Origin of the sequence: Amycolatopsis sp. NPDC057786 (assembly GCF_042797905.1) — a bacterium.
Classification (GTDB): Bacteria; Actinomycetota; Actinomycetes; order Mycobacteriales; family Pseudonocardiaceae; genus Amycolatopsis.
Map to the genome: position 1 here is coordinate 17,610 of NZ_JBHVKW010000015.1, position 21,420 is coordinate 39,029.

Sequence of the window (21,420 nt, forward strand, 5' to 3'; positions counted from 1 at the left end):
GTCAGGCCCCCACGATCCCTTTGAGGATCTCCACGACCAGCGGCGCGAGCGCTGCCAGGCCGTAGCCCCACCCGGCGGACTTGAAGGCGGTCTTGGCCTTCTCGACCTCGCCGGGGTCGCCACCGCCCATCACGTATCGGACACCGCCGATGGACAGGAACACCGTGGCCAAGCCGGCCAAGATGCCCATGATCCAGTTGCGGACGTTGTTCAGGACCGTGGTCACCGAATCTGCCAGAGCGACGACCATCGTGTCGGCGTGCGCCGCCGACGCCGACGCCAGCAGCGCGAGGACCGCCAGCTCGACAATCAACGCCACGTGCGACCAGCGGCGGGGACGGACCGGAACCCAGGCCTCCGGCCTAGTGACCGGAGCACTGGTCGGCTCGCTGCCGGTGATCTCGGCCGGCGTGCTCGACGCTGGGGCCTCGGCCGGCGGCTGCGGAGTGCCATCGAGGCGGGCGCTGCGCGGTCCGCTCGCGGCGGGGAAGAATCGATCGATCAGGCGCATTGGGGCACCTCCGAAGGTCGGGCTGAGCGCGGGGATGTCCCGCAGCCCTGAACTCCGGATTTCGCATCCGTTTTGGACACGCGACCCTGAATTTTCTGCCCCGACTCGACCTCACTAACCGACACGGACAGTGACGACCGCGGCAAGTCGCGGGCCGGTGCGACCGGTCGCGCCAGGGCCACTGCGGTGGCTACCTGGTCGGTCAACGGGTCGGTCGGATCGGTCTCGGCGACGCCCTCGCGCAGGTACGCGGCGAGCCGGAGCTCGGCGCGTTTGCGCGCCTTGTAGACCGCCCACTCGCCGGTCTGGTGCCGCGCAGCCCAGTCCGCGACGGGCACCTCTTCCAACCGAGTCGCACCAATCAGCGCGGCCTCGGTCTGAGTCAGGACTCCGTCCGCGACCGCGCGGGCAAGGACCAGATCCGGGTGACCCCACGGCGCGTGCGGCGGGGTGGATCGGAACCCTGGCGCGACCGGAGTCGGACCCGCCAGCGCCTCGGCGAGCGCGTAGTAGCCGGACCGGTAGGCGGCCCACCGCAGCCGCAGCATGATTCGCGGCGGACGCAGATCGATGGTCGACAACGCGGTCAGGAAGCCGCGCAGAACCTCGGCGTGCACGTCGGCCGGATCGTTGGCGAACCGGTTGGTCAAGGTCGCCGCGACAGAAGTCAGCGCGGGCAGTGCGACCCCGACCGCGGCGATCGTCCAGGTCGCTCCTTCAGTACGGGAGCGCAGCACCAGATGCGCCCACACCGCGTCCCGCGTCGCCTGCGGGCACCGGCGCGCCAGCAGTCGGTCGCGGACCTCGTCCAGCGCAATGTGCCGGTCCGGCAGACCGGGAAAGAGCCGGCCGTTCAGCGATATCGGGTGCGGCCCGGTCACTAGCCAGGTAAACGTGTCCCGCGCGATATCCAATGAGTTCGGGACGGCCTCGTCGCCAGCGCGACGGAAAACGGATTGTGCTGCCATGTCGTGACTCCCACGGCGTCGATGTGAACAACAACGACGTCAGGAAGCCACGACCGATACCACGGAAATACCACATCATTACTAGGCGCCAACTAGCGAACCGCGCCGAGGCTACTAGCGAACTACTATTTCATCCCACGAACACCATGAAGCAAGATCAACAAAGCGCCCTCGTGGCCCGCGTAACCCGATCGACGCTAGTAGCCGACGAACTGCAGTTATAGTTGGTCACTAGTACGACGCTAGTAGCCGAACTGCGCCCGGATACAGTCGGCACTCAAGCTCAACCTGGCACCGCCGAAAAATCTTGAAAAATCTGACCACAGAGTGGCCCAGAAGACGGTGGGCGCCGACCTGGGTCGACGGAACGAGCGGCTCAGCGTCGAGGCTTTGGCAGAACTGTTCGAATCACGCCAAGTCGCCATTAACATGCACCTTTGCCATCTCAAATAAGTTTGGCGAGGCGTGTCCAAAACGGGGTCGAAATACAGAGTTAAGGGGCGTCAGAACGCACAGCCCCACCTCGTCGGAGGAGACCCGCGATGACCCCGACACACGGCAACGGCTCCCCAGGAGACGGCTCCCAGGAGCACGGCCCGACCGACCCCCCGACCGTCCCGATCCCGCTACCGCAGAGGCGGCGAACACCACGCCTACGCACCCTGCGCCTCACGCTGCACCATCCTCGTCCCGCCCAGCCGAGCACCGTCTGGCCGTGCGCTCAAGACGAACTCCGTGAGGGCACCGGGCTGCTCGCCAACTGGTTGCTGACTGCGGTCATCAAGATCGTCACCACCTACACCCAGCCCGGCCAGCGAATGCTCCTGCTTGCCCCCGCGCCCTACCTCGCGCCGCCCGCATCGTGGTCACCAACGGCGGGCCGTAACCAGTCCCGGCCCGGCCCGTACGCCGGACTACACGAAGCGGGCTGGACCGTGGTACGACTCGGCCGCAGCATCCGGACTCAGACGGCCGTCGCGCACCCCAACCTGGCCGGCGAACACTCCGGCGACGCGTCGGCCGAGGCCGAGTCCGGACCCCGACCCCGCACCGCCAGTCCGACCACCGACCAGCCCGCCGAGCCGTGGGCACACCGTCGTCCCGGACCGCACTCGACCGCGACCGGCGTCGGTCCGGACCGCTACGACCTCGTCATCACCACGGCCGAACCGCGCACCCTCGACGGGGTCCGTCCGGCCGACTGGGCCGGTCTGCTCACCCCGACCGGCACCCTTGCCGTCATCACACACGGTGAGCGAGCCCGTGGTCGGCTCACCGACCCCGCAAGCTCGCTCGTGCGCGCCGCGCACCATGCCGGACTGCGCTATATCGATCGCATCGCCCTGCTGCGCGTGCCCGTCCGCGACGGCGCACTCGCCGTCGCGACCCCGGCCACGCACTCCCGTTCCCAGGCTCCGGCACGACCGCTCGCGACGCCCGCTCGGCACATCCAGGTGCACGACGACCTCTTCGTGTTCACCCGCCAGCCGGCCCCGACCGACACCGCCGACGGGGAGGAGACCTCCAATGGCTGACCGTCCCACGTCGCCCTGGCCACTCCCCCTGCCACCGGGGGAGGAGCCCTCAATGCCGTCCCTATCGGTCTGGCCGACCGGGCAGCGCGACACTCTCGCGCAGCTGCGCGACACCGGCTGTGTGCCCGGCACCGAGACCGACACCGAGCGGATTCCACCCGCCGTCGCCGCCCATGCGATCGCCACCTACACCCGTCCCGGCGACCTCGTTCTCGACCCGGATTGCGGGGCCGGCACCGTGCTGACCGAGGCGCTGCGCGCCGACCGTCGCGCGCTCGGACTGACCGCCCGCACCCAGTGGTGGACGCTCGCTCGCGCCAACGTCACCGCCGCCAAGACCACAGGCGCGTGGCGCGACGGCTCGGTCCTCGACGCCCGCCCCAAGGTGCTCGCGACCATCCGGGCCGCAGGGTTGATCGGACGAGTCGGACTCATCCTGACCAGCTTGCGCACCGCGCCTGACCGCGCGACCGGTCCGGGCCGCGACCCGGTCGAGTCCGCCCTCGCCGACCTTGCCACAACACTGCTCTACTGCGAGCCGCTGCTGCGATCCGGCGGACACGTCGCCGTCGTCGCGCGGCCCCTCCGGTGTCCGGACGGCTCGCTGGTCGACCTGGCCACACCGGTGCTCGCCGCCGGAACTTCGGCCGGGCTGGCACCGGTCGAGCGGTGCATCGCACTGACCGCCGGACTGCGCGGCAGCCGGCTGGTCACCCGCGCTTCGCTTGCCGAACGCCGCGCTGCCGCCCGAGCACTCGCTGCCGGCGCGCCGACCGCGCTCTCCGCGCACCACGAAGTGCTTGTCTTCCAGCTCGCCCACGACGCCGAACTCGCCGCCGCCGCGGCAGTCGGCATCCCGTGGCCGACCGAGGACGAGGTGATCCGGCCCGCCGTCAACCGCGTCACCTACCCCGGCTGGGGACGAGCAGCATGACGACGCGCCTGTACTGCCGTGAATGCGGCTGGCATCCCGAGTTCCGCGGCAAGCGCGCTGCACTTCGCGCCGCCGCCCGCCACCAGTGCACCGGCACACCTGTGCCCGAGACGCGTCCACCCTGGTGGTCCCACCTGTGGACAAACCTGTGGACAAGGCAGTCGGATACCTCCGCCGTCGACACCGAAGCAGGTGCGGACGACCCGACCAGTAACAGCGAATTGGTCGACGCCCGCGGCAACCACATCCAGTGGGCCGCGCCCGCCGCGCACCACGCCGAGACCACCCGACGCGCCCGCCAGGCGATGGTCGAACTCGTCCGCGCCGGCTACCAGATCGGGCCCCCGCCCTACGGCTACCGCGCCCTGCGCATCCGGGTCACCGACCCCAGCGGACACAGCAAACTGCGGGCGGTCCTCGTCCCAGACTGGCAGACCGCCGCCGCCGTCAAGCAGATCTTCATCTGGCGGGCCGACCACGGCCTGACGTTCGCCGTCATCGCCGCACGACTCAACAGCGACCCGAGCCAGTACGCAGCCCCGGTGCCCAACGGGCGGTGGACCCCCAAGGCCGTCCGGCGGATCGTCACCAACGTCAAGTACACCGGCCGCCAGGTCTGGGCCCGCACCATCGCCGGCCGCCCGGCACCCATCGAGCAGTGGGTCACCTCGGCGCCAAAGGTGCACGAGCCACTCGTCGACGAGCGCACCTTCCACCGCGCCCAGCCCGGCCCCACTGAACTCCCGCCCAGTGCGACAGACCCGGCCGACTCCCCGCCGAGCGCGGCATGAACATCCGCCGGTGGACCGTCGCCGCCGTGGTCCTGTTCGCCGGGTACGCGGCGACGATCGCCGGCGCGAACTGGGCCACCTCACTCTGGCCAGCGGTCGCTATCGCGGGCCTGCACGTTCCCGCAGGCGCGTTCTTCGCCGGGCTCGCATTCACCGTCCGGGACCTCTTGCAGGACGCTGTCGGCACCCGGACAACGCTGCTCGCGATCGCCCTCGGCGCGGCGTTGTCCGGACTGGTCGCCGAGCCGCGCATCGCGCTCGCCAGCGCGGCGGCCTTCGCCGTCTCCGAACTTGTCGACCTCGCCATCTACACCCCGCTGCGCGACTGGAGTCACCTCGCCGCCGTGAGTGCGTCGAACACGGTTGGACTGCTCGTCGACAGCCTGCTGTTCCTGCCGCTGGCCTTCGGCTCGCTGACCTACCTCACCGGCCAACTCGTCGGGAAGACCACCACCACGGCCCTGGCGGTCGCTGTGCTTGCTGGTGTCCGCGCTCGCCGGAGGGCGATGCCAGCGTGAGGTTCTACCTCGGCGTCCACCAACCCATCTGGCTGACCCGCGTGCCCGACATCCCGCTGCTGGTGTCGCACCGGCGGCTCGGCCACCGCCGCACCCTGCCCCGCGCCATCACGGAATGGGCGCTCGACTCCGGCGGCTTCACAGAGCTGCAGCTTCACGGACGCTGGCAGATCGACGAGAAGGATTACGTCCAGACGGTCCGGCGCTACGCCGACGAGATCGGCAACCTCGCCTGGGCGGCGCCGCAGGACTGGATGTGCGAACAGCGCATCCTGAAACGCACCGGCTTGACGATCCGCGAGCATCAACGGCGGACCGTGCGCAACCTCGTCCGCCTGCGGGAACTCGCGCCTGAGCTCCCTTGGGTGCCGACGCTGCAAGGCTGGACTCTGTCGGACTACGAACGCTGCGCCGACTTCTACGAGCAGGCCGGGATCGATCTGGCCGCCGAGCCGCTCGTCGGGATCGGCACGGTGTGCCGGCGCCAGAGCAGCGCCGACGTGGAGCGCATCATGCGCGCCTTCGCCACGCGCGAGTTGAACCTCCACGGTTTCGGCATCAAGATCACCGGCCTCAACCGGTACGCCGAAGCTCTCGCCAGTTCGGACTCGATGTCCTGGAGCATGCGCGGTCGATACGTATCCGGATGCGGTCCGAGCCATCGCACCGAGTCGAACTGTCTGCGCTTCGCGCTCAGCTGGTATCGGCAGATCCGAACCACGCTGGGTTCGGCAGGGCTGTCTGCGGACACCGTGTCCCCGCAGGTATTGGGGAGGGCCGCGTGATGGCCGTCGCCGCGTTCGCCGCCGCGGGCTCACTGCTCGCCGCGGGACTCCGTGGTGTCCGGTTCGACGAGCGAGACATCGCGTGGAGTGTCGATTCCGAACAGCTCGTTGGGCGTGCACCGCAGCGTCGTGCACAGCGCCTGCAAGGTCGCCACTTTCACCTGGACCGGCTGCTTCTTGATCAGCACGTCAACCGACTGGAGAGACAGTTCGAACCCGGCGCGCTGGATGAGGATTTCGCGCAACTGGGTCGCGGTCCAGACGTCGCGGGAGGCCATGACCTTCCGCAGCCGCCACTCGATCTGCACCCGCTGCCGTCCCGTGTTCGTCGCTCCGAGGCGCTTCGCGCCGTCGCCAACCGACTCTCAGTGTCCCCGACGGCGACCGAAGCTGGCCGCCGCACGTTCGGCGTGTTTAGCAGACACACACCCACGAACAGATAGAACTTGAGATACACAGGCTGTACTAGATCTATTCAGGTGTTACCTTAATTGAATGGCGCATCTGTCCCCGGTTCAACAGAGAGGAGGTGCTTCGGCACCCATCACGTTCATCGCCATGCCGACGCGCCGCGGTTCGCGGTCAGCGCCGGTAGCGCTCTTCTGGACTCGCGTCGACCGCCCACCCCGAGCTGACGAGGTGACCCAGCACCAGTTCGGCAAGGCACACAGTCCTACCGAACGGCAAGAGTCCAGCACGGCCACGAGCGCCGGCCCCACACGGACGCATGCGGGGAGCAGAGGCCCGTTGGTCGTGACAGCTTTGGCGGTCCCAGCTCATTTAACGCACGTCATGGTGCGTGCCCGCATCGCCGCGAAACCCGCTTCGCGCGGATCGGCGACCGCAGGTGTCGGCAGCTGGGAGTGCCCGCTGTGTCGACGGTTCCTGTCGCCGACCAGCAGCCCCGTGAACCTCCGCCAGCCGCGGGCCTCACGGGCACGAAGGGGGCGCTCATGTGCGCTCAACCTCGCAACCCCGATCAGGCCGACAACAACTGCGCCGACGTTCCTGCTCCGGCCGACCAAGAGCAGCAGGGAAGCCCCGTCAGCGCGCCGAGCAGGCAACCCCGACGGCGCGTTGGCGCGAGCAGAGCTGTGCGCAACGTGGTGGTGCGCGGCGTTCGCCGCGATCCCCCCGACATGCGCAAGCTCGCGCGGGTGGTCGCCAGCCTCGCGGCAGACCTGGCGCAGACCGAAGCCAGCGAGCAAACGCTGCCCGCCGAGCCAGGCACCGCGGACGCCAGCCACCCCGATCACTGCCGCGACGCGGCATGACGTCGCGCGTTCGCGCTTGCGCAACGAACCCAGCGGATCGAAGCCGCTCGCCAATGACTCGAAAGGAAGGTTCACCACAATGCCGCCTGCCACTTGCGATCCCCGCAGCCGCCGAGCCGCACACCCACGGGCTCGACGGCCGGTACGCGTCGGCCTCTACCAGCGGTGGCCCACCCTCCGCGAAAGCGACCACCTGCAGACCTACGTCGCGTCCCAACCCGGTTGGCACATCGCTCTCCGCAGCAGCGACTACGCATCAGGCGGCACGCTGAAGCGTCCTGGGCTGCAACGGGTATTGGCGGCAGCCCGATCCGGAGTCATCGACGTGCTCGTCGTCAACCACCTGTACAGCCTTTCCCGCAAGACACAGCACCTCGCCTTCGTGCTCGACGAGTTAACGTCCCGAGGCGTGCGGGTCGTCTCGGCCACTGATCCCGCCCTCGACACGGAGACCGCGCACGGCCTCTTCCACGTACGCGTGTTGAGTGCCGTCGCGGAGATCGAGCAGACCGGCGCACTCGCAGATCGTCGCGACCGGCGTCGCCACGACCAGCAATCCGCCGACGAATCGCCGCTCGCCGGCTAACTGCAAATCCCGCCGGAGCCCACTGCGCCGACCAAAACATCCCCATCCAGACCGACTCATAACGAGGTGTCATGACCACCGCCTACGCCAACTCGGACAACGAACTCCAGCCGTCGGATGCCCCTGCGCCCACCACCCGCGCGGTGATCTACACGCGCGTGGCCTCGCCCGGACGGGCCGAGACCGACCACAGCGTCACGGCCCAGCGTGAGGCATGTCTGCGCAAGGCGCGGGAACTGGGTTTCTCGCTCATCGACGAGTACGTCGACCCAAACGCTCGACTCTGGCGACGGCCGAAACGCCAGCTGTTCCGACGCATGCTCGCGCGGTTCCGCAGCCGTTGAGAAACAGCAACCCGGCCACGAATTCGCCGCTCGCCGGGAGCGCGCGATCCAGCCGCCCGGACCCACTCGCCGGCTGCACGGTCCTCCGTCCAGGCCGCCCTCAGAAGGAGGTGTCATGACCAGCGCTTATGCCGACTTCATCGATGAACTGCAGCAGGACGTCACCATCCCTATCCAGCCGCCAATGGACGACCTTGCCCACGGCACTCGCGCAGTGATCTATCTGCGCGTGTCCTCGACCGGGCAAGTCCGGACCGACTACAACCCGGAAGGCATCTCCATTCCGGCCCAACGGGAAGCGTGCTTGCGCAAGGCGCGGGACCTGGGCGTCACGGTCATCGACGAGTACGTCGAGCCCGGACGCTCAGCCATGGAGATGACCAAACGCGAAGCATTCCAACAGATGCTCGCGCGGGTGCGCAGCCAGGGCGACGTTGACGTCATCATCATCTACCAACTCTCGCGCATGGCGCGGAACCGCTACGACGACGCGATCGTCATGGCAGACCTGCGCAAGCGCGGCGTCACCCTGGTCTCGGCCACCGAGGCCATCGACGACACCCCGGTCGGCCAGCTGATGCACGGCATCCTGGCCACGTTCAACGAGTACCAATCCCGCCAGTCCGGTGCCGACATCGCCTACAAGATGGGCCAGAAAGCCCGCAACGGCGGCACGCTCGGACGCGCGAAGCTCGGCTACCTCAACCACATCGACCACTCCGACGGCCGCGTCATCCGCACGATCATCGTCGATCCCGAACGGGCGCCCTTTGTTCAGCTGGGTTTTGAGCTCTTCGCCAGCGGCGACTACACGCAAGAAGAGCTGGCTGACGAGCTCTACGACCGCGGCCTACGCACCAGGGCCACCCGGCGACACCCCGCCAAGAAGGTGTCCGAGAACAAGATTTCGCAAATGCTGCGTGATCGCTACTACCTCGGATACGTCGAGTACGACGGCGAAGAAATCCAAGGGCGGCACGAACCGCTCATCGACGAGGACCTCTTCGAGACAGTTCAGGAGATCCTTGAATCGCGAATGACGGCACAAGAACGCCGTCGCGTCCACCACCACTACCTCAAAGGATCGCTCTTCTGTGGACGCTGCCAATGCGACGGCATCAAGCGGCGGATGATCATCCAACGGACCATCAACTCGAAGGGCGCCGAGTACCTGTACTTCTTCTGCCGCGGCCGGCAAAAGGGGCTGTGCCAAGCACCCCACGTCAACGTCACGCTCGTCGAGGACGCTGTCGAGCGCCACTACTCCGCGATTCGCTTCAGCCAGCCGTTCATCACTGACATGCGCGACCAGATCGATGCCGTGCTCGGCGAGCAGGAAAAGTCCGCACGCCTGCTACGCAAGCAGATCACCGCACAACTCAAGGAACTCGACACCAAGGAGGAGAACTTGATCGACCTCGCAGCCGACAGCACGCTGCCGCAGACCAAAGTCAAGGAGAAGCTGCGCGACATCGCCCGCGAGCGCCGCCGGCTGGAGGATCGCCTGCACACAGCCAACGCCGACCTCACCGACAGCGCCCAGCTCGTCAACGCCGGCCTTGCTCTCCTCGAACAGCCCGACCAGCTGTACCGACGCTGCAACGACCAACAGCGCCGCCTACTCAACCAAGCTATCTTCCACACCCTCTACATCGAGGACGACAAGATCACAGAGGGTGAGCTCCGTGAGCCCTTCGCCGAGCTCCACGCCATCCAAGGTCAGCGGACCGCAGCAACCAGCGCGGAGGGCACAATCAAAAGGACCACCCGCAATGCGGGTGGTCCTTGCTCGCCTTCAGGCGTCGCGGTCCTACTTCGTGGCCTTCATTCAGGCACTTGTTCTAGTAAGACCCCTAGGGTGGAGCTAAGGGGACTCGAACCCCTGACCCCCTCACTGCCAGTGAGGTCCTGGTGGGCCTCTGACCTGCGGTTATTGGGAAATCGCAGGTCGGTAGATGTGATTGGCTGCCCTTATCCGCCGTTCGGCGTTGTTGGCTACGGTTCTGGCTGCCACCGTGCCCCAGGTTTGCCCCAGGGAAATTCGTGTGAATTCGTGGTGCTGTGCCAGTGCGGTCGATCAGCCATGTGGATACGTCGGATGCGCACGCTCCTACGCTGGGCAGCAGGAGCGTGCGTTCGCCGATGGGTATTGAACTCGGGTGGACAGTTCACAACCTGCAGCCCAGTGAGGCCGTGTCATCCGCAGTTTTGTGCGTTCGCGGGGTTGCGGTCGTAGCGCAGTCCGCTTCGGCCGACCGAGTGGATCAGGTTCTCCCAGAACCGCTCGAAGGTCAGCGGCGCGCGGACGGAGTCGAGCATCTCCTTGGTGTGCGGACAGCTCAGTGTCCTCTGGATCGCGTCGAGATTGTCCTGTTTGAACTGGCCTCGCGCCGCTGCGACCTCCGTCGTGTCCGCGCCGAGGCCGGCGACTTCCCAGTTGGAGCCGGCGAACTTGCTGTGCCCGATCCGCCGTCCGGGGATGGTGGTGCTGTGCGCCGCCACGGGGTTGACGAGTCCGATCGGGTCGTGCACCCACGCGTCGAGCGGTAGCAGCATGCCGGGGCCGCCGATGTTGAAGTAGGTGAGTACGCCGCGGCCGTTCGCGGAGGGGTACGCGACCCAGCCCGTCGACTCCGCGTACACGTGAACGGCCGGGGTCTGTTGCGCGGCCAGCTGCTTACGCGCGTCGTCGGCCATCTCGGCGAACAACCGGAAGTCGCTCGCCAGGATCGGGTGCTCGGTCCCGCTGGCCGCGACGTAGGCGGCTCGCTCGTCGGCGATGACCTCACGCTCGTCGATCGGCTCCTCGAGACCGGCATAAGGGGTTCGTAGCCAGCCGCCCGCGACCACGGCCCAGACTGCGACCGCGACGACCGGCACGAACGTCAGCTTGGTCACCCTGATCGCCATCACCGGGAGCAGCAGGCAGAACGTCGCGGGAAGCAACATCCTCCCGTGCATGAAGTCGCCGCCGACCCGGACGACATACGCCGCCAGCAGAACGGCTCCCACCACCGGCACAGCCACCAGCACCGCCACTCGGCGATCCACGGACTTCCGCCACACCAGGGCCACCCCGGCGAGCAGACACGCGGCGACCGGAATCCACAGCAGGTACGGATCGGTGAAGTCGCCGAAATATGCCCATCCGCTGTCCCACAACGCCTCGGAGGCTTCCTTCACCAGCGCCGTGTTCGGGGTGATCAGGCCGTAGTAGCCCATCCGGAACACCTGATACAGCACCGGGAGCACAGCCGCAGCTGCCAGCGGAACCACAATGTGGCCCCAGCCCTGCCAGGTGAGCACCAGCAACCCGACCATGGCGACGAGGCTGAACAGAGCGAGGTCCGGGCGCACGAGCGGACCCAGCCCGATGACCACGGCAGTCACCCACACCGGGCCGAACGGCTGCTCCATCCCGCGCCGCACCAGGAGCCACCACGTTCCGCCGAGCCATAGGCTGATCAGCCCCGTCTCCAGACCAGAGGTGGCGAAGTCACGAAACGGTGGCAGCGCCAACACGACGAGCGCGCCCGCCGGGAACACGAAGGTGGATGCGGCAGGCCCGGCCAGTCGCCAGGCACCGTCGAGGGCCAGGAACAGGCCGCCCGCCGAGAACACCAGTCCGACGATCACGGAGATCCACTCGAGGCTGACGCCTGGGGTCCAGCCGACCAGCACGAGCACCGCCGTCCACAGCGTGCTGGTGTTGGCCTCGACCCGCTCCCCGATGTTGAAGACCGGCCCGTTGCCCGCGAGGATCTGCCGGACCGTCCGCAGCACGATCAGCCCGTCATCACTCATCCAGCGCCGCTGCCAGGCAAGCACCACAAACCCGACGACCGTGGCCCCGATCACAATCCAGTTCCACGTCCGGACACGGCTCCGAACACGGATTCCGCCGACGCCGCCGGACGCGGGCACGGATTCAATGGTGACTGTGCTCAACTGATTCTCCAGGTAACCGAAAGACGAACAACTACCCAGAGTTCTGTGACGCGACAACACTGTCCTTGACTGGGCAAGACCCCTTTAAACGATCTTGCTTCACTCTATCGTGTCCCCCGAAAAGGACCGGTGCCGGGCGGGGCGGTGACGCCCTGCCCGGCACCGGCCGGTTAATCAGAATCCGAGTGCGAACGCCCTTGGTGCGGCCACCTCTTCGCCGAAGGCGAAATCGCCGTGCCACAGAACGGAAGCACCCGCGAACTTGGTCCCGTCGGACGCCCCGACATACACGTCTCCTCTAGTGCCGCGCGTGTAAGTGACGATGTCGGCTTTGCCGTCGCCGGTGAAGTCACCGATCGCGGGTAGTTCGGTCCCGTAGGCGAAGTTGTCGTGCCACTTCACGGAATTACCGACAAACCTCACACCGTTCGACAGCGCCACATAGACATCCGCCGCCGTCCCACGGGTGAAGACCGCGATGTCATCCTTACCATCGCCGTCGAAATCGCCTGATGCGGGAATCTCGTCACCGAACGCGAAATCGCCGTGCCACTGCAGGGAGTCACCGACGAACTTACTGCCGTCGGAGAACGCCACGAAGACGTCGCCCGCCGTGCCGCGGGTGAAGGTGGCAATGTCGTCCTTGCCGTCACCGTCGAAGTCACCGACCACAGGAACTTCGGCGCCACCGGCGAACCGTCCGTGCCACTTCACGCCGTTGCCTACGAACTTCTTGCCGTCCGACAAGGCCACGTATACAGAGGCCGTCGTCCCGCGGGTGAAGACCGCGATGTCGTCCTTGCCGTCGCCGTCGAAGTCACCGACCGCGGGGATTTCCTCGCCGAACGCGAAATCGCCGTGCCACTGCTGCGAGTCACCGACGAACTTGCCACCATCGGACAGCGCCACATACACATCACCGAGCGCTCCCCGGGTGAAGGTCGCGATGTCCGTTTTGCCGTCCCCGTCGAAGTCACCGGCCAGCGGCACTTCGTTGTACAACGCGAACCGGTTGTGCCATTTGACCGAATTGCCCACGAACTTGGCACCATCGGACACGGCCGCGAAAACAGCCGCCGTGCTACCACGGGTGAAGGTGGCGATGTCGTCCTTACCGTCACCGGAAAAGTCACTCACAGTGGGAACCGGTGTGGTCGCCGAAACAACGCTGGACACCAACTCCGCCCCACCGGCCAACGTCGTGACGACCCGGTAGTACCAGGTCTTCTTGGCGGACAGCGACTTGTGCGTGAAGCTGGTCCCCGTCGTCGAGCCGATGCGGCGAGCTTCAGCCACCGGAACCGTGGAGTCCTCGCCCGCATAGACCCGGTACGTCAACTGCCCCTGACCCGATACCGGGGCCCATTTGACCGTGATCGCGTGGTCGACGGCCGTGGCCGTGGGGACGAAGGTCTGCTGGCGGATCCACTCGGCGAGGTCGTCGGTGCGCGTGGCCGTCGTGCCCTGCTGCGTCTCGGTCACGGCGAGACAACCGTGCTGCCAGGAAGTGCTCACCACACCGGCCAGCTCCGCGCGACCGGACACCTCGCGGAACACCGCTCCCCCGGCGTCCCCCTTACAGGCATCCGCGCCGTTGTCACCGGTGAGCGGGAACTCTGCCGCGGTCGGGGTACCGACGGCGAACAACGCCGAGTGCAACTTGTCGGGCACCCACTCGGTCGCCGTGCGACCGTAGCCCGCCAGCCGCAGCTTCTCGCCAGTCGCGGCGGCAGTACCGACCGGTACCGGCGTGATGTCGGTGATCGTCGTGTCGAGTCTCGCGAGCATCACGGCCCGGCTGGGGTGAGCCACGAGGTTCGTTACCTTGGCGACCCGACCGGCGGTACCGGCGAGATTGGTCCGGCCGACAGTGACCGTGGTCGGCTTGGCTGGGACCCCGCCCTGCGGATTGCCGGCGAAACAGGACGCCGACGTGATGATCCATTCGGATGCCACCAAAGCCCCGCTGCAGGCCGCACCCTCCATGTTGACCTTGGTGGCGAAGCTGTAGTTCCCGTCCGCCGCCGGAGTACCGCCGGTAACGGCGTTTGCGGTCGCGCCGGTCAGCAGACCAGCCAAAACCAGTGTCGCGGACAGCATTGACAAGCCAGCCGCTCTCAAGCGTTGCATCAAGACTTTCCCCTCAGAGCACCATGGCGGCGGTCAGCCGACCACGTCGAGTTCGAGTAGCGTGGTCGGCTGGTTGTCCGGGCTTGCGCCGACACCGACCGGCGTGTTGCCGCTGGGATTCACGTCGACGACCGTGCGCTGACCAGCGTCCGTGGTGAGCTCGGCCTTCGCCTTGTGGCCCGCCCCGGCAACCAGGCCGTCACCGCGGATTTCGAACACTGCGGGAATCTTCAACTCCAGATGTCCCGGAACACCGAGGACCTTGAAGCACACTTGCCCGTTCTGTCCTACGGATTCCGTAGTGCGAACTCGGATCAAGCCGATGTTTCCGTTGGCAGGGGTCGCGCAGTCTGCGAACACGATGTGACCATCGCCTGAGACCAGCACGACTCCATGCTGGGCGAGGATGCCATCGGCGCCGGGGTACGCGAAGTCTTCTACCACCGATTTCGGGCCATCAGCCACGGCTTGCCTCGGAAAAGTGACAGCACCGGCAGCCCAGCCGCCGATTGCTGTCATTGCAAATATCGTGGCGAGAATGAGCAAAAGCTTCCGCCTGAGAAGCACGGCGTTCAACCCCCATTCGATCGAGTGCGTGCGGACACAGTGCCGCGATGGGGTATCGGCGGCCAGGCTTGACCATTACTCATTTTTGACGTGATCCACAACACATCTTGCCGTACGGGAGTGGACAGTAGTGTGCCACGCAGGCGTGCAAGTGGAGACGAGTTGCGCCGAAAGCTGACAAAAGGGGGAAATATGGCAATCAAAATTGACTCTCCGCCACTTCACTCGTGACAGTGTCAACGTTGTCAACTCATAGAAAGTCGAATATTTGACAATGAGATACAGGCGAAGGCAAAGAGCCAGTCTGATTGCATTGCTGATCGCGGCACTTCTAGTACATCTCTGTGTCACCCCGGCCGCTGGCGCTCCCGACGACGGGGCAACACCAAAAGCCACAGTCTCAGTTCAGCAGAACCTGACTTCGCGAGCCAAGGTATTGATTCTCTGGCAAAGCGGCGGCAGTCAGGTCAAGGTGGAAGCAGAAAAGGCCCTGCTCGGCTCCGATGCCGAGGTCGAGGCGTTCCTCAACGACAATCTTGATCGACTCTCCGGGCTGGATGACCGTATTGCGGTCAACCAGATCCTCGCGGCTGGCGGCCCGGCGGTAAAGAGCGCGGCACAGAAGGCGTTGGATGCGGACGCGTCCGCGTTACGCGCGTTCCTGGACACCGGATTGTCGGCCGCCTCGGACACTGACCTGCGGATTCGCGTCAACCAGATCCTCGCGGCCGGTGGGCCGGAGGTGAAGAAGGCGGCGCAGAAAGCGCTTGACGTCGGTACGGCCGAAGCGCTGAACGAATTCCTGCGTGTTACGTCCGTACGTGCCGAAGCGAATGACCTGCGGATCCGGGTCAACCAGATCCTCGCGGCAGGCGGCCCGGCGGTCAAAGCTGCGGCGCAGACTGCCTTGGACAGTGACAACGTTGATGCTCTCCGGTTGTTCATCGCGCGTGAGTGGGAAGTAGCCGAAGCGCGCGATCAAGAAACCGCCGGTATCGCTGAGCTGGTCGCCTCGGCCGAGGTCGCGGGGCGGCAGGCAGCGGAAGAAACGCAGGCTGCGAAAGATTCCGCCGAGAAGGCCCTGGCGGAAGCGGATCTGGCGCGTCAGGCGACCGAACTCGCTCAGCAAGCGGCAGAAGCGGCCAAGGACAACGCCGCAGGCGCTGCTGTCGCGGCCGGGCAAGCCGCAGATGCGGCCAACCGCGCCGCGAGCGCGGCGGTCAGCGCGATCGGGGCGGCCAACGCGGCATCATCGGCGGCCCGTATCGCGGCGACCGCGGCCACACGAGCGGCAGCGGCGGCGGTCAAGGCGGGAAGATCCTCGTCGACCGCGTGGCACTTCGCAGCGGCCGCCCGCACGGACCGGGGACGGGCCGGGGATGCCAGCAAGGCCTCGATCGATGCCGCTGACGCCTCACGGAACGCACAGCAGGCCGTTCAGGCACTCGACCTCGCCCAAACAGCCCTGGGGAAAGCGAAGGAAGCCGTCGACGCGGCCGGTTCAGCCGGGCAAAACGCTACCAAGTCGGCCGACGCGGCAAAGGAGTCCGCCCGCTGGGCACGTAGCGCGGGTGCCGACGCGTCCAAGGCCGAAGCCGCAGCAGCGGAATCCCGTCGACAGGCGGATCGAGCCAACCGCGCAGCCGCATCCGCACGGGCCTACACGGTCGAGGCCGCCGCAGCGGCGTTGGTCGCGCGGGATCTGGCATCCCGGGCCGCATTCGACGCAAGTATCGCCGCAGCGGCCGCCGAAGATGCCGCTGCTCATGCTGGTGAAGCCGAGAACGCCGCCCGGCTCGCCACCGAGCACGCGAACGCGGCCAGCGCGGCAGCGCAAACAACCATCGATGCCGCGGCGCAGGCTAAGCGGCTTTACGATGCCGCCCGGAAGGCCGACGACGAACGGATCACCCTCCTCGCGGAACAGGCCACCGAGTCCGCCCGAAAAGCGGTCGCAACGCATGACCGCCTGGGATTGACCCGAAAGTGGAACGCGGCTCAAGAAGAGCAGCGTGACGCTGAGACCAAGCAGCTCCTGCAGGCGGCCAGCGCGCCGGATGCCGACCCAGCCCTGGTGGTAACCAACGGGCGCAAGGTTGCGCTGCGCCTGGTGACCGTTGGGGGTTCCTGGACGAAAGCCGCCGCGGAGGGCGCTCTCGCCGGCACTGAGCCGGAAGTACGGGAGTACATCAAGGCAGGTCTCGCGCGGGCCGCGGCACTTGATGACCGAGACACGATCCGTGAGCTGATCGCGGCCGGCTCTACCGCCAAGAAAGAAGCAGGCGAGCGGGCTCTGGCAGGTACCGACGAGGACGTCAAACGGTTCCTGACGTCACCGACCTACGCTGGTCAGGACGCCGAGTACCGGATCATCGTCAACCAGGCCCTGGCCGCCGCTCGTCAGCGTGGCGACGCCACGGTCGCCGCCGCCGCGCAGAAGGCACTGGACAGCCAGGACATCGCGGCGTACCGGCAGTTCCTCGACACCGGGCAGAACATCGCCCGCGAGAGCGACGATCGGATCGCACTCAATCAGCTCATCGCCAATCCGGCGACCGGCCCAGAAGTGCGGATGCTGTCCCAAGCCGCGCTGGACGGCTCACCCGATCTCATCCGTGTCTATCGTGAGAGCGGTCAGTACGTCGCCGCCCGACACGACCGTGAGGCAGCTGCACACCAAGCCGCGGTCGCCGGGATGGTGGCAGAGATCACCTCGGTCGCGGCAACCGCATCGCAAAACGCCGAAACTGCCCAGGCGGTCGCGGCCACAGCACGAAACGCCGCAGCGGAAGCCACCGACCACGCGAACCGAGCCAAAGGCTTCGCCGACGACGCAGCCGGACACGCGCGACGCGCGCAAGAATCCGCCAAGCAAGCGGAGGAATCCGCTCGCCAAGCCGCTCAATCGGCAGCCGCCGCGCAACAAGCCGCGACCCGCGCCTCGCAATCCTCGGTAACCGCGACCCGATCAGCGATCTCCGCAAGAGGGTCAGCCAACATCGCGTTCCGCCACGCACGAAGCGCCGAGAGCGCCGCGCGTGCGGCATACCAAGCGGCAAAGGACGCAGGCGCCGACGCCAACGCGGCCGTCGCTGCCGCTAACGATGCCCGCAAGAAGGCGATCGATAGGGCGAACAAGGAGATCACCGACGCCCGGGCGAAGTTCGAGGCCGACGCCAAGAAGGCGTGTGAAGCCGTACCCGCCGGTCCGGACCACGACGACTGCATCAACCGGGCCAACCGGATGGTCGCTGACCCCAAGGGCGAATCCGAACGCAATGTCGCGATCTGCAACCAGTTCAAAGGACACAGCGAAGAAGCGTTCAACAACTGCTTGAAGGGTACCTACAACCCTGCGCTCACCTACCTGATCAACAAGGCGATCGCCGATGCACAAGACGAGGCGGACACCGAGCAATTCTGGATCACCGCCGGCGTCATCGTCGCCACCGTCGCCCTCGTCGCCGTCGGACTGTACTGCGCGGAGGTCTGCACCGCACCAATGATCGCCGGGCTAGCCGGCCTGGAAGCAGGCTTCCTCGCCGAAGCCGCCGGTGCAGGACTCCTCATCACCATCGGCGCCGACCTCGCCACCGGATTCGCAGCCGAAGCACTACTTGCCTCCCGAGTCGCCGCACTCAGCGACGCAGCTTTCCTCAGCGGAATCGCCGTGCGGACTGGCCTGGCACAGATCGACTTGAGGTTCATCAGGCAGCAAGCCGGTTCGTGCCTCGCTGGACTCGCCCAGGCACGCGCGAACGTCGCAGCTGCGGCAAATGGCTTGTGTCTCAGAGAAATTCAGTACGGGCGATGGGGGGACGAGCTCGGAGACCTGGCGTATCTGTACCGCCGGACTGTTGGCAGCATGAACGCTGGAGTCAATGTCGCAGTCGCCAAGTTGCCGGGCTGGCTGGATCCCAAGTTCGGGGATGAATATATTCGCGCTTTTAGCGGCAGTGGCATGCACTCCGAGGAGCGAATCATCGCCGATATTAAAAAGCAGATCGCGGAAGCGCGTAAACTTGACCCGAATAACGAATCGCTGGATATCAAGAAGATCACCGAGCTCTTCACGGAGCGTTCCCCATGTAAAGAATGCACGGAAATTCTCGGAAGAGAGCTGAGTGAGGGAACGTTGATCAAGTACGGAGTGCAGTATCTTGGCGAGTCATCCAATGAGTACCTTATGTTACGACGTTTGCTGCAGATCAGGGCAGCCGGAGGCGCGTGAGGATCAACACCTAAGATAGGCTATTTTGTATCGCGCGGACCTCTGTGGCATGCCGCGACATTGCCCGCCATCGAGGTCCGCGCGACCGAAACCGGCCGACTTCATCTCGTCGCCGTTCAATGCTGGCCCTATGCTAAGATGGCATCATCTACTAATACATCTAGCGCCAGGATGGAAAAGTGACTAGCCCATTCCAGTACCTTAACCAAGCGAAGGTTGAGGACAACCCAGTCTATCGTGCGCCAGACGATGCAATCGAATCCTGGAAGAACTTGGCCGAGCAGGTACGAACCGAGTTGACCCGCATGGGTTTCGCTGCATCGGTTGTACCAAACGGCGATCCCTTCGGTCTTCCCCCGGGGGCGCATGTATGGGTTCATAGTATTCAACCCTTCGGGGTGACCTTGGACTGGGTACCACCAGTGACCAATAGTCCGGCCTACGACCAGAAGGTTCTCGCTCAGGACACAAGCGGATTATTCAGCTATGTAACCACAGCGAGTAAAATCACCCTCCAGGCAATGCACGCCATCTTGCTGGAGGCTGGTTTCGAAGCGCAGATCGACGATGCCGAAGACAGGGTTCGCTACTTTCGAGTTCTGGCGGCTCCAACGCATCCAATGTGACCCCGCAGGCGCCAACCAAGAAGGGGCCAACGCCGGTCCCGTGGTCCCAGTCGGACAGGCCACTGTTGCCGGGCGACCTCGTATTCTACGGCGCACCCAACAACATCCACCACGTAGGCCCCTACATTGGCGGGCGCATGATTAACACGCCGACATTCGGCCAACCGGTACAGATCGACAACTATCGGCACAAAGGCGCCGACTAATGCGGGGGACGTCTTCTTCGCCATGCTCCGCAATCACACCTACTACCGGCACCCCGAACCGGCTACCACCCCCGCTGCGGCTTGACAACAACATAGGGACACGTTACCCATCGGTGTCGGCTGGTGGAATCGGTGCCTCGAAGATGTCGACGACGACTTCAGAGGTGGTTGTCCCATCGTCGATGCTCTCTCCGCTGCCGCGTTCGAGGGTGTGGAGGCGTACCCATTTGCCCTGCTCGGCTGCCTCGCAGGCGACTGCAACGGCGGTTCCGATTGGATCGCCGTTCGCTTCTTCGCTTGTCCACGTGGCTCGGACTTCGATGTTGGGGGTAGCGCCCAGGCGCGGAGTTCGGCGCTCGCCGGTACAAAGTCTTCCTCGGTGAATAGTTGGATTGCCCAGCCGAGATCGCCCTCTTCGTCGACCTCGTTACTGATCTTCATCCCGAAGCCGATGAGATACGCCGCGGACATGTACTCCTCGAGTTCATTCGGGCTATCCCCGAAGTACGCCAGGCGCACGTGGCTCGAGCTCCTACTCGATACGGCATTGTCAGCGTCACGTGCGGACCGTTCGCGGAGAAAATCGTGGACGGCCAGCTGAACGGCGTCCGGAAGTGGCTGGAGGACGGAACCACGCGCTGCCTCGTCTCGAGCGCGGAGTGCGACGTCAGCACACGCCGACGGCTGGGGTGGTGCTGACTCGGCAAGCGAAGGCAGGTAGGGCGTATCGGTCACGCTACGGGCGTGATCGCATGGCCTGGGGAATGATGTCCGCTCCGGTGCCGCCGGAGCTACCTACTTGGTCACTTCACCAGACTCGCCGCGCGCCTGCGCGAGTCCGGCCTCACCGTGTACGGCTTCGGCGAGCGCAAAACACCCCAGCCCTTTGTGGCGGCCTGCGACAAGTTCATCTACACCGAGAACCTCATCCACCTCCATAATCCCACCGCGCCGGTGGAAGCGGATCCCAAGCCGAAAGCCGCTATGGCAGGGGCACAGCTGAAGGCCGACACGGCACTGGTGAACCAGTTGCGCAACGCGGTCGAGGCAGCCTCCGACGACGACGGCTGGGCCGCCCTCGCCGCCGTGGGCAGCATCATTACCAAACAACGCCCGGACTTCGACCCACGCAACTACGGCTACCCCAAGCTCAGCGGCCTGATCACCGCGACCACCCTGTTCGAGCAGGACCGCCGCAGCCCCGGCGACGGCAAGCCAGCAGTCATCTACATCCGCGACAAGCGACGCCGACCAGCCGGGTAGCCAGCGCCTCTGCTGGTCATCGAACGACAGCTGCGGATGGTGGAGCTGTCCACCCGCCCGCAGCACCCCTACCCACACCGCAGTCACCATTAGCGTTAATTCGGCCGGCGGCTAACACGGGAACGAACTCAGAGCTTGTCGACGATGTGGAGCCAGGATAGCCGTCCGGGGCACCGATCACCTGCTCGCTCAGCACATGGACC

Annotated in this window: 19 protein-coding genes; 13 read left to right on the top strand and 6 right to left on the bottom strand. The window is 66.0% G+C overall.

The annotated features are described in order from the left end of the window. Position 1: 1 nt before the first annotated feature. Both ACFVM3_RS11820 and ACFVM3_RS11825 read right to left on the bottom strand, forming a co-directional pair. On the bottom strand, positions 2-250 hold the full coding sequence (locus ACFVM3_RS11820; protein ID WP_225950548.1) for a pilin: 249 nt from the start codon (positions 248-250) through the stop codon (positions 2-4). A gap of 251 nt (positions 251-501) precedes the next feature. Beyond that, the gene (locus ACFVM3_RS11825) at positions 502-1,479 is read right to left on the bottom strand and encodes a hypothetical protein (protein ID WP_043830802.1); all 978 of its coding nucleotides are present in this window, start codon (positions 1,477-1,479) and stop codon (positions 502-504) included. A gap of 542 nt (positions 1,480-2,021) precedes the next feature. On the opposite strand from ACFVM3_RS11825, the gene ACFVM3_RS11830 reads away from it, so the two are divergent. The 5 genes from ACFVM3_RS11830 to ACFVM3_RS11850 are packed head-to-tail and all read left to right on the top strand — an operon-like array spanning position 2,022 to position 6,042. Then, complete coding sequence (locus ACFVM3_RS11830) at positions 2,022-3,014, top strand: hypothetical protein (protein ID WP_072029967.1); 993 nt, start codon at positions 2,022-2,024, stop codon at positions 3,012-3,014. Positions 3,015-3,066: 52 nt separating this feature from the next. After that, positions 3,067-3,948: a DNA methyltransferase gene (locus tag ACFVM3_RS11835; RefSeq protein ID WP_051171987.1), complete on the top strand. Its 882-nt coding sequence runs from the start codon at positions 3,067-3,069 to the stop codon at positions 3,946-3,948. Next, positions 3,945-4,739: a recombinase family protein gene (locus tag ACFVM3_RS11840; protein ID WP_081684792.1), complete on the top strand. Its 795-nt coding sequence runs from the start codon at positions 3,945-3,947 to the stop codon at positions 4,737-4,739. The genes ACFVM3_RS11835 and ACFVM3_RS11840 overlap by 4 nt, the downstream gene beginning before the upstream one ends. Then, the gene (locus tag ACFVM3_RS11845; RefSeq protein ID WP_043830797.1) at positions 4,736-5,257 is read left to right on the top strand and encodes a VUT family protein; all 522 of its coding nucleotides are present in this window, start codon (positions 4,736-4,738) and stop codon (positions 5,255-5,257) included. Before ACFVM3_RS11840 ends, ACFVM3_RS11845 begins: the two co-directional genes overlap by 4 nt. Further along, on the top strand, positions 5,254-6,042 hold the full coding sequence (locus ACFVM3_RS11850; protein ID WP_043830795.1) for a hypothetical protein: 789 nt from the start codon (positions 5,254-5,256) through the stop codon (positions 6,040-6,042). The genes ACFVM3_RS11845 and ACFVM3_RS11850 overlap by 4 nt, the downstream gene beginning before the upstream one ends. 29 nt (positions 6,043-6,071) lie before the next feature. On the opposite strand, the gene ACFVM3_RS11855 is transcribed toward ACFVM3_RS11850, so the two are convergent. After that, complete coding sequence (locus ACFVM3_RS11855; protein WP_043830792.1) at positions 6,072-6,350, bottom strand: helix-turn-helix transcriptional regulator; 279 nt, start codon at positions 6,348-6,350, stop codon at positions 6,072-6,074. Between the two features lie 786 nt (positions 6,351-7,136). On the opposite strand from ACFVM3_RS11855, the gene ACFVM3_RS11860 reads away from it, so the two are divergent. The 4 genes from ACFVM3_RS11860 to ACFVM3_RS11875 all read left to right on the top strand — a co-directional run bounded on the left by ACFVM3_RS11860 (position 7,137) and on the right by ACFVM3_RS11875 (position 10,482). Next, positions 7,137-7,316, top strand: a complete 180-nt coding sequence (locus tag ACFVM3_RS11860; RefSeq protein WP_043830790.1) for a hypothetical protein — start codon at positions 7,137-7,139, stop codon at positions 7,314-7,316. 79 nt (positions 7,317-7,395) lie between these two features. After that, positions 7,396-7,902, top strand: a complete 507-nt coding sequence (locus tag ACFVM3_RS11865) for a recombinase family protein (RefSeq protein WP_076153521.1) — start codon at positions 7,396-7,398, stop codon at positions 7,900-7,902. 71 nt (positions 7,903-7,973) lie between these two features. Then, positions 7,974-8,246 carry a recombinase family protein gene (locus tag ACFVM3_RS11870; RefSeq protein WP_043830785.1) on the top strand — a complete coding sequence of 91 codons (273 nt, stop codon included), beginning with the start codon at positions 7,974-7,976 and terminating at the stop codon, positions 8,244-8,246. A gap of 115 nt (positions 8,247-8,361) precedes the next feature. Further along, positions 8,362-10,482, top strand: a complete 2,121-nt coding sequence (locus tag ACFVM3_RS11875; RefSeq protein ID WP_378437937.1) for a recombinase family protein — start codon at positions 8,362-8,364, stop codon at positions 10,480-10,482. Here ACFVM3_RS11875 and ACFVM3_RS11880 read toward each other — a convergent pair. The 3 genes from ACFVM3_RS11880 to ACFVM3_RS11890 all read right to left on the bottom strand — a co-directional run bounded on the left by ACFVM3_RS11880 (position 10,443) and on the right by ACFVM3_RS11890 (position 14,843). Next, complete coding sequence (locus ACFVM3_RS11880; protein ID WP_378437939.1) at positions 10,443-12,050, bottom strand: arabinofuranosyltransferase; 1,608 nt, start codon at positions 12,048-12,050, stop codon at positions 10,443-10,445. The genes ACFVM3_RS11875 and ACFVM3_RS11880 overlap by 40 nt on opposite strands. A 318-nt stretch (positions 12,051-12,368) precedes the next feature. Continuing rightward, positions 12,369-14,294, bottom strand: a complete 1,926-nt coding sequence (locus ACFVM3_RS11885; protein ID WP_378438046.1) for an FG-GAP-like repeat-containing protein — start codon at positions 14,292-14,294, stop codon at positions 12,369-12,371. A gap of 63 nt (positions 14,295-14,357) precedes the next feature. Further along, positions 14,358-14,843 carry a hypothetical protein gene (locus ACFVM3_RS11890; RefSeq protein ID WP_378437941.1) on the bottom strand — a complete coding sequence of 162 codons (486 nt, stop codon included), beginning with the start codon at positions 14,841-14,843 and terminating at the stop codon, positions 14,358-14,360. Positions 14,844-15,204: 361 nt separating this feature from the next. Between ACFVM3_RS11890 and ACFVM3_RS11895 the strand changes: the two genes are divergently transcribed. From ACFVM3_RS11895 to ACFVM3_RS11910, 4 genes are all read left to right on the top strand, one after another. Further along, positions 15,205-19,122, top strand: a complete 3,918-nt coding sequence (locus tag ACFVM3_RS11895) for a hypothetical protein (protein ID WP_378437943.1) — start codon at positions 15,205-15,207, stop codon at positions 19,120-19,122. A gap of 179 nt (positions 19,123-19,301) precedes the next feature. Further along, positions 19,302-19,748, top strand: coding sequence for a hypothetical protein (locus tag ACFVM3_RS11900; protein ID WP_378437945.1), 447 nt, complete (start codon positions 19,302-19,304; stop codon positions 19,746-19,748). Then, positions 19,745-19,954, top strand: a complete 210-nt coding sequence (locus tag ACFVM3_RS11905; RefSeq protein WP_378437947.1) for an NlpC/P60 family protein — start codon at positions 19,745-19,747, stop codon at positions 19,952-19,954. Before ACFVM3_RS11900 ends, ACFVM3_RS11905 begins: the two co-directional genes overlap by 4 nt. An 849-nt stretch (positions 19,955-20,803) precedes the next feature. After that, entirely contained in the window at positions 20,804-21,217 is a 414-nt protein-coding gene (locus tag ACFVM3_RS11910; protein ID WP_378437949.1) for an OST-HTH/LOTUS domain-containing protein, read from the top strand. Positions 21,218-21,420: the final 203 nt, after the last annotated feature.

Excerpts from the sequence above, each read along its gene's own strand:
- ACFVM3_RS11875 (WP_378437937.1), top strand. The coding sequence starts at position 8,362 with ATGACCAGCGCTTATGCCGACTTCATCGATGAACTGCAGCAGGACGTC.
- ACFVM3_RS11890 (WP_378437941.1), bottom strand. The coding sequence starts at position 14,843 with ATGACAGCAATCGGCGGCTGGGCTGCCGGTGCTGTCACTTTTCCGAGG.
- ACFVM3_RS11825 (WP_043830802.1), bottom strand. The coding sequence starts at position 1,479 with ATGGCAGCACAATCCGTTTTCCGTCGCGCTGGCGACGAGGCCGTCCCG.
- ACFVM3_RS11830 (WP_072029967.1), top strand. The coding sequence starts at position 2,022 with ATGACCCCGACACACGGCAACGGCTCCCCAGGAGACGGCTCCCAGGAG.
- ACFVM3_RS11820 (WP_225950548.1), bottom strand. The coding sequence starts at position 250 with ATGGTCGTCGCTCTGGCAGATTCGGTGACCACGGTCCTGAACAACGTC.
- ACFVM3_RS11845 (WP_043830797.1), top strand. The coding sequence starts at position 4,736 with ATGAACATCCGCCGGTGGACCGTCGCCGCCGTGGTCCTGTTCGCCGGG.
- ACFVM3_RS11835 (WP_051171987.1), top strand. The coding sequence starts at position 3,067 with ATGCCGTCCCTATCGGTCTGGCCGACCGGGCAGCGCGACACTCTCGCG.
- ACFVM3_RS11840 (WP_081684792.1), top strand. The coding sequence starts at position 3,945 with ATGACGACGCGCCTGTACTGCCGTGAATGCGGCTGGCATCCCGAGTTC.
- ACFVM3_RS11880 (WP_378437939.1), bottom strand. The coding sequence starts at position 12,050 with ATGAGTGATGACGGGCTGATCGTGCTGCGGACGGTCCGGCAGATCCTC.
- ACFVM3_RS11885 (WP_378438046.1), bottom strand. The coding sequence starts at position 14,294 with ATGCTGTCCGCGACACTGGTTTTGGCTGGTCTGCTGACCGGCGCGACC.
- ACFVM3_RS11870 (WP_043830785.1), top strand. The coding sequence starts at position 7,974 with ATGACCACCGCCTACGCCAACTCGGACAACGAACTCCAGCCGTCGGAT.
- ACFVM3_RS11865 (WP_076153521.1), top strand. The coding sequence starts at position 7,396 with ATGCCGCCTGCCACTTGCGATCCCCGCAGCCGCCGAGCCGCACACCCA.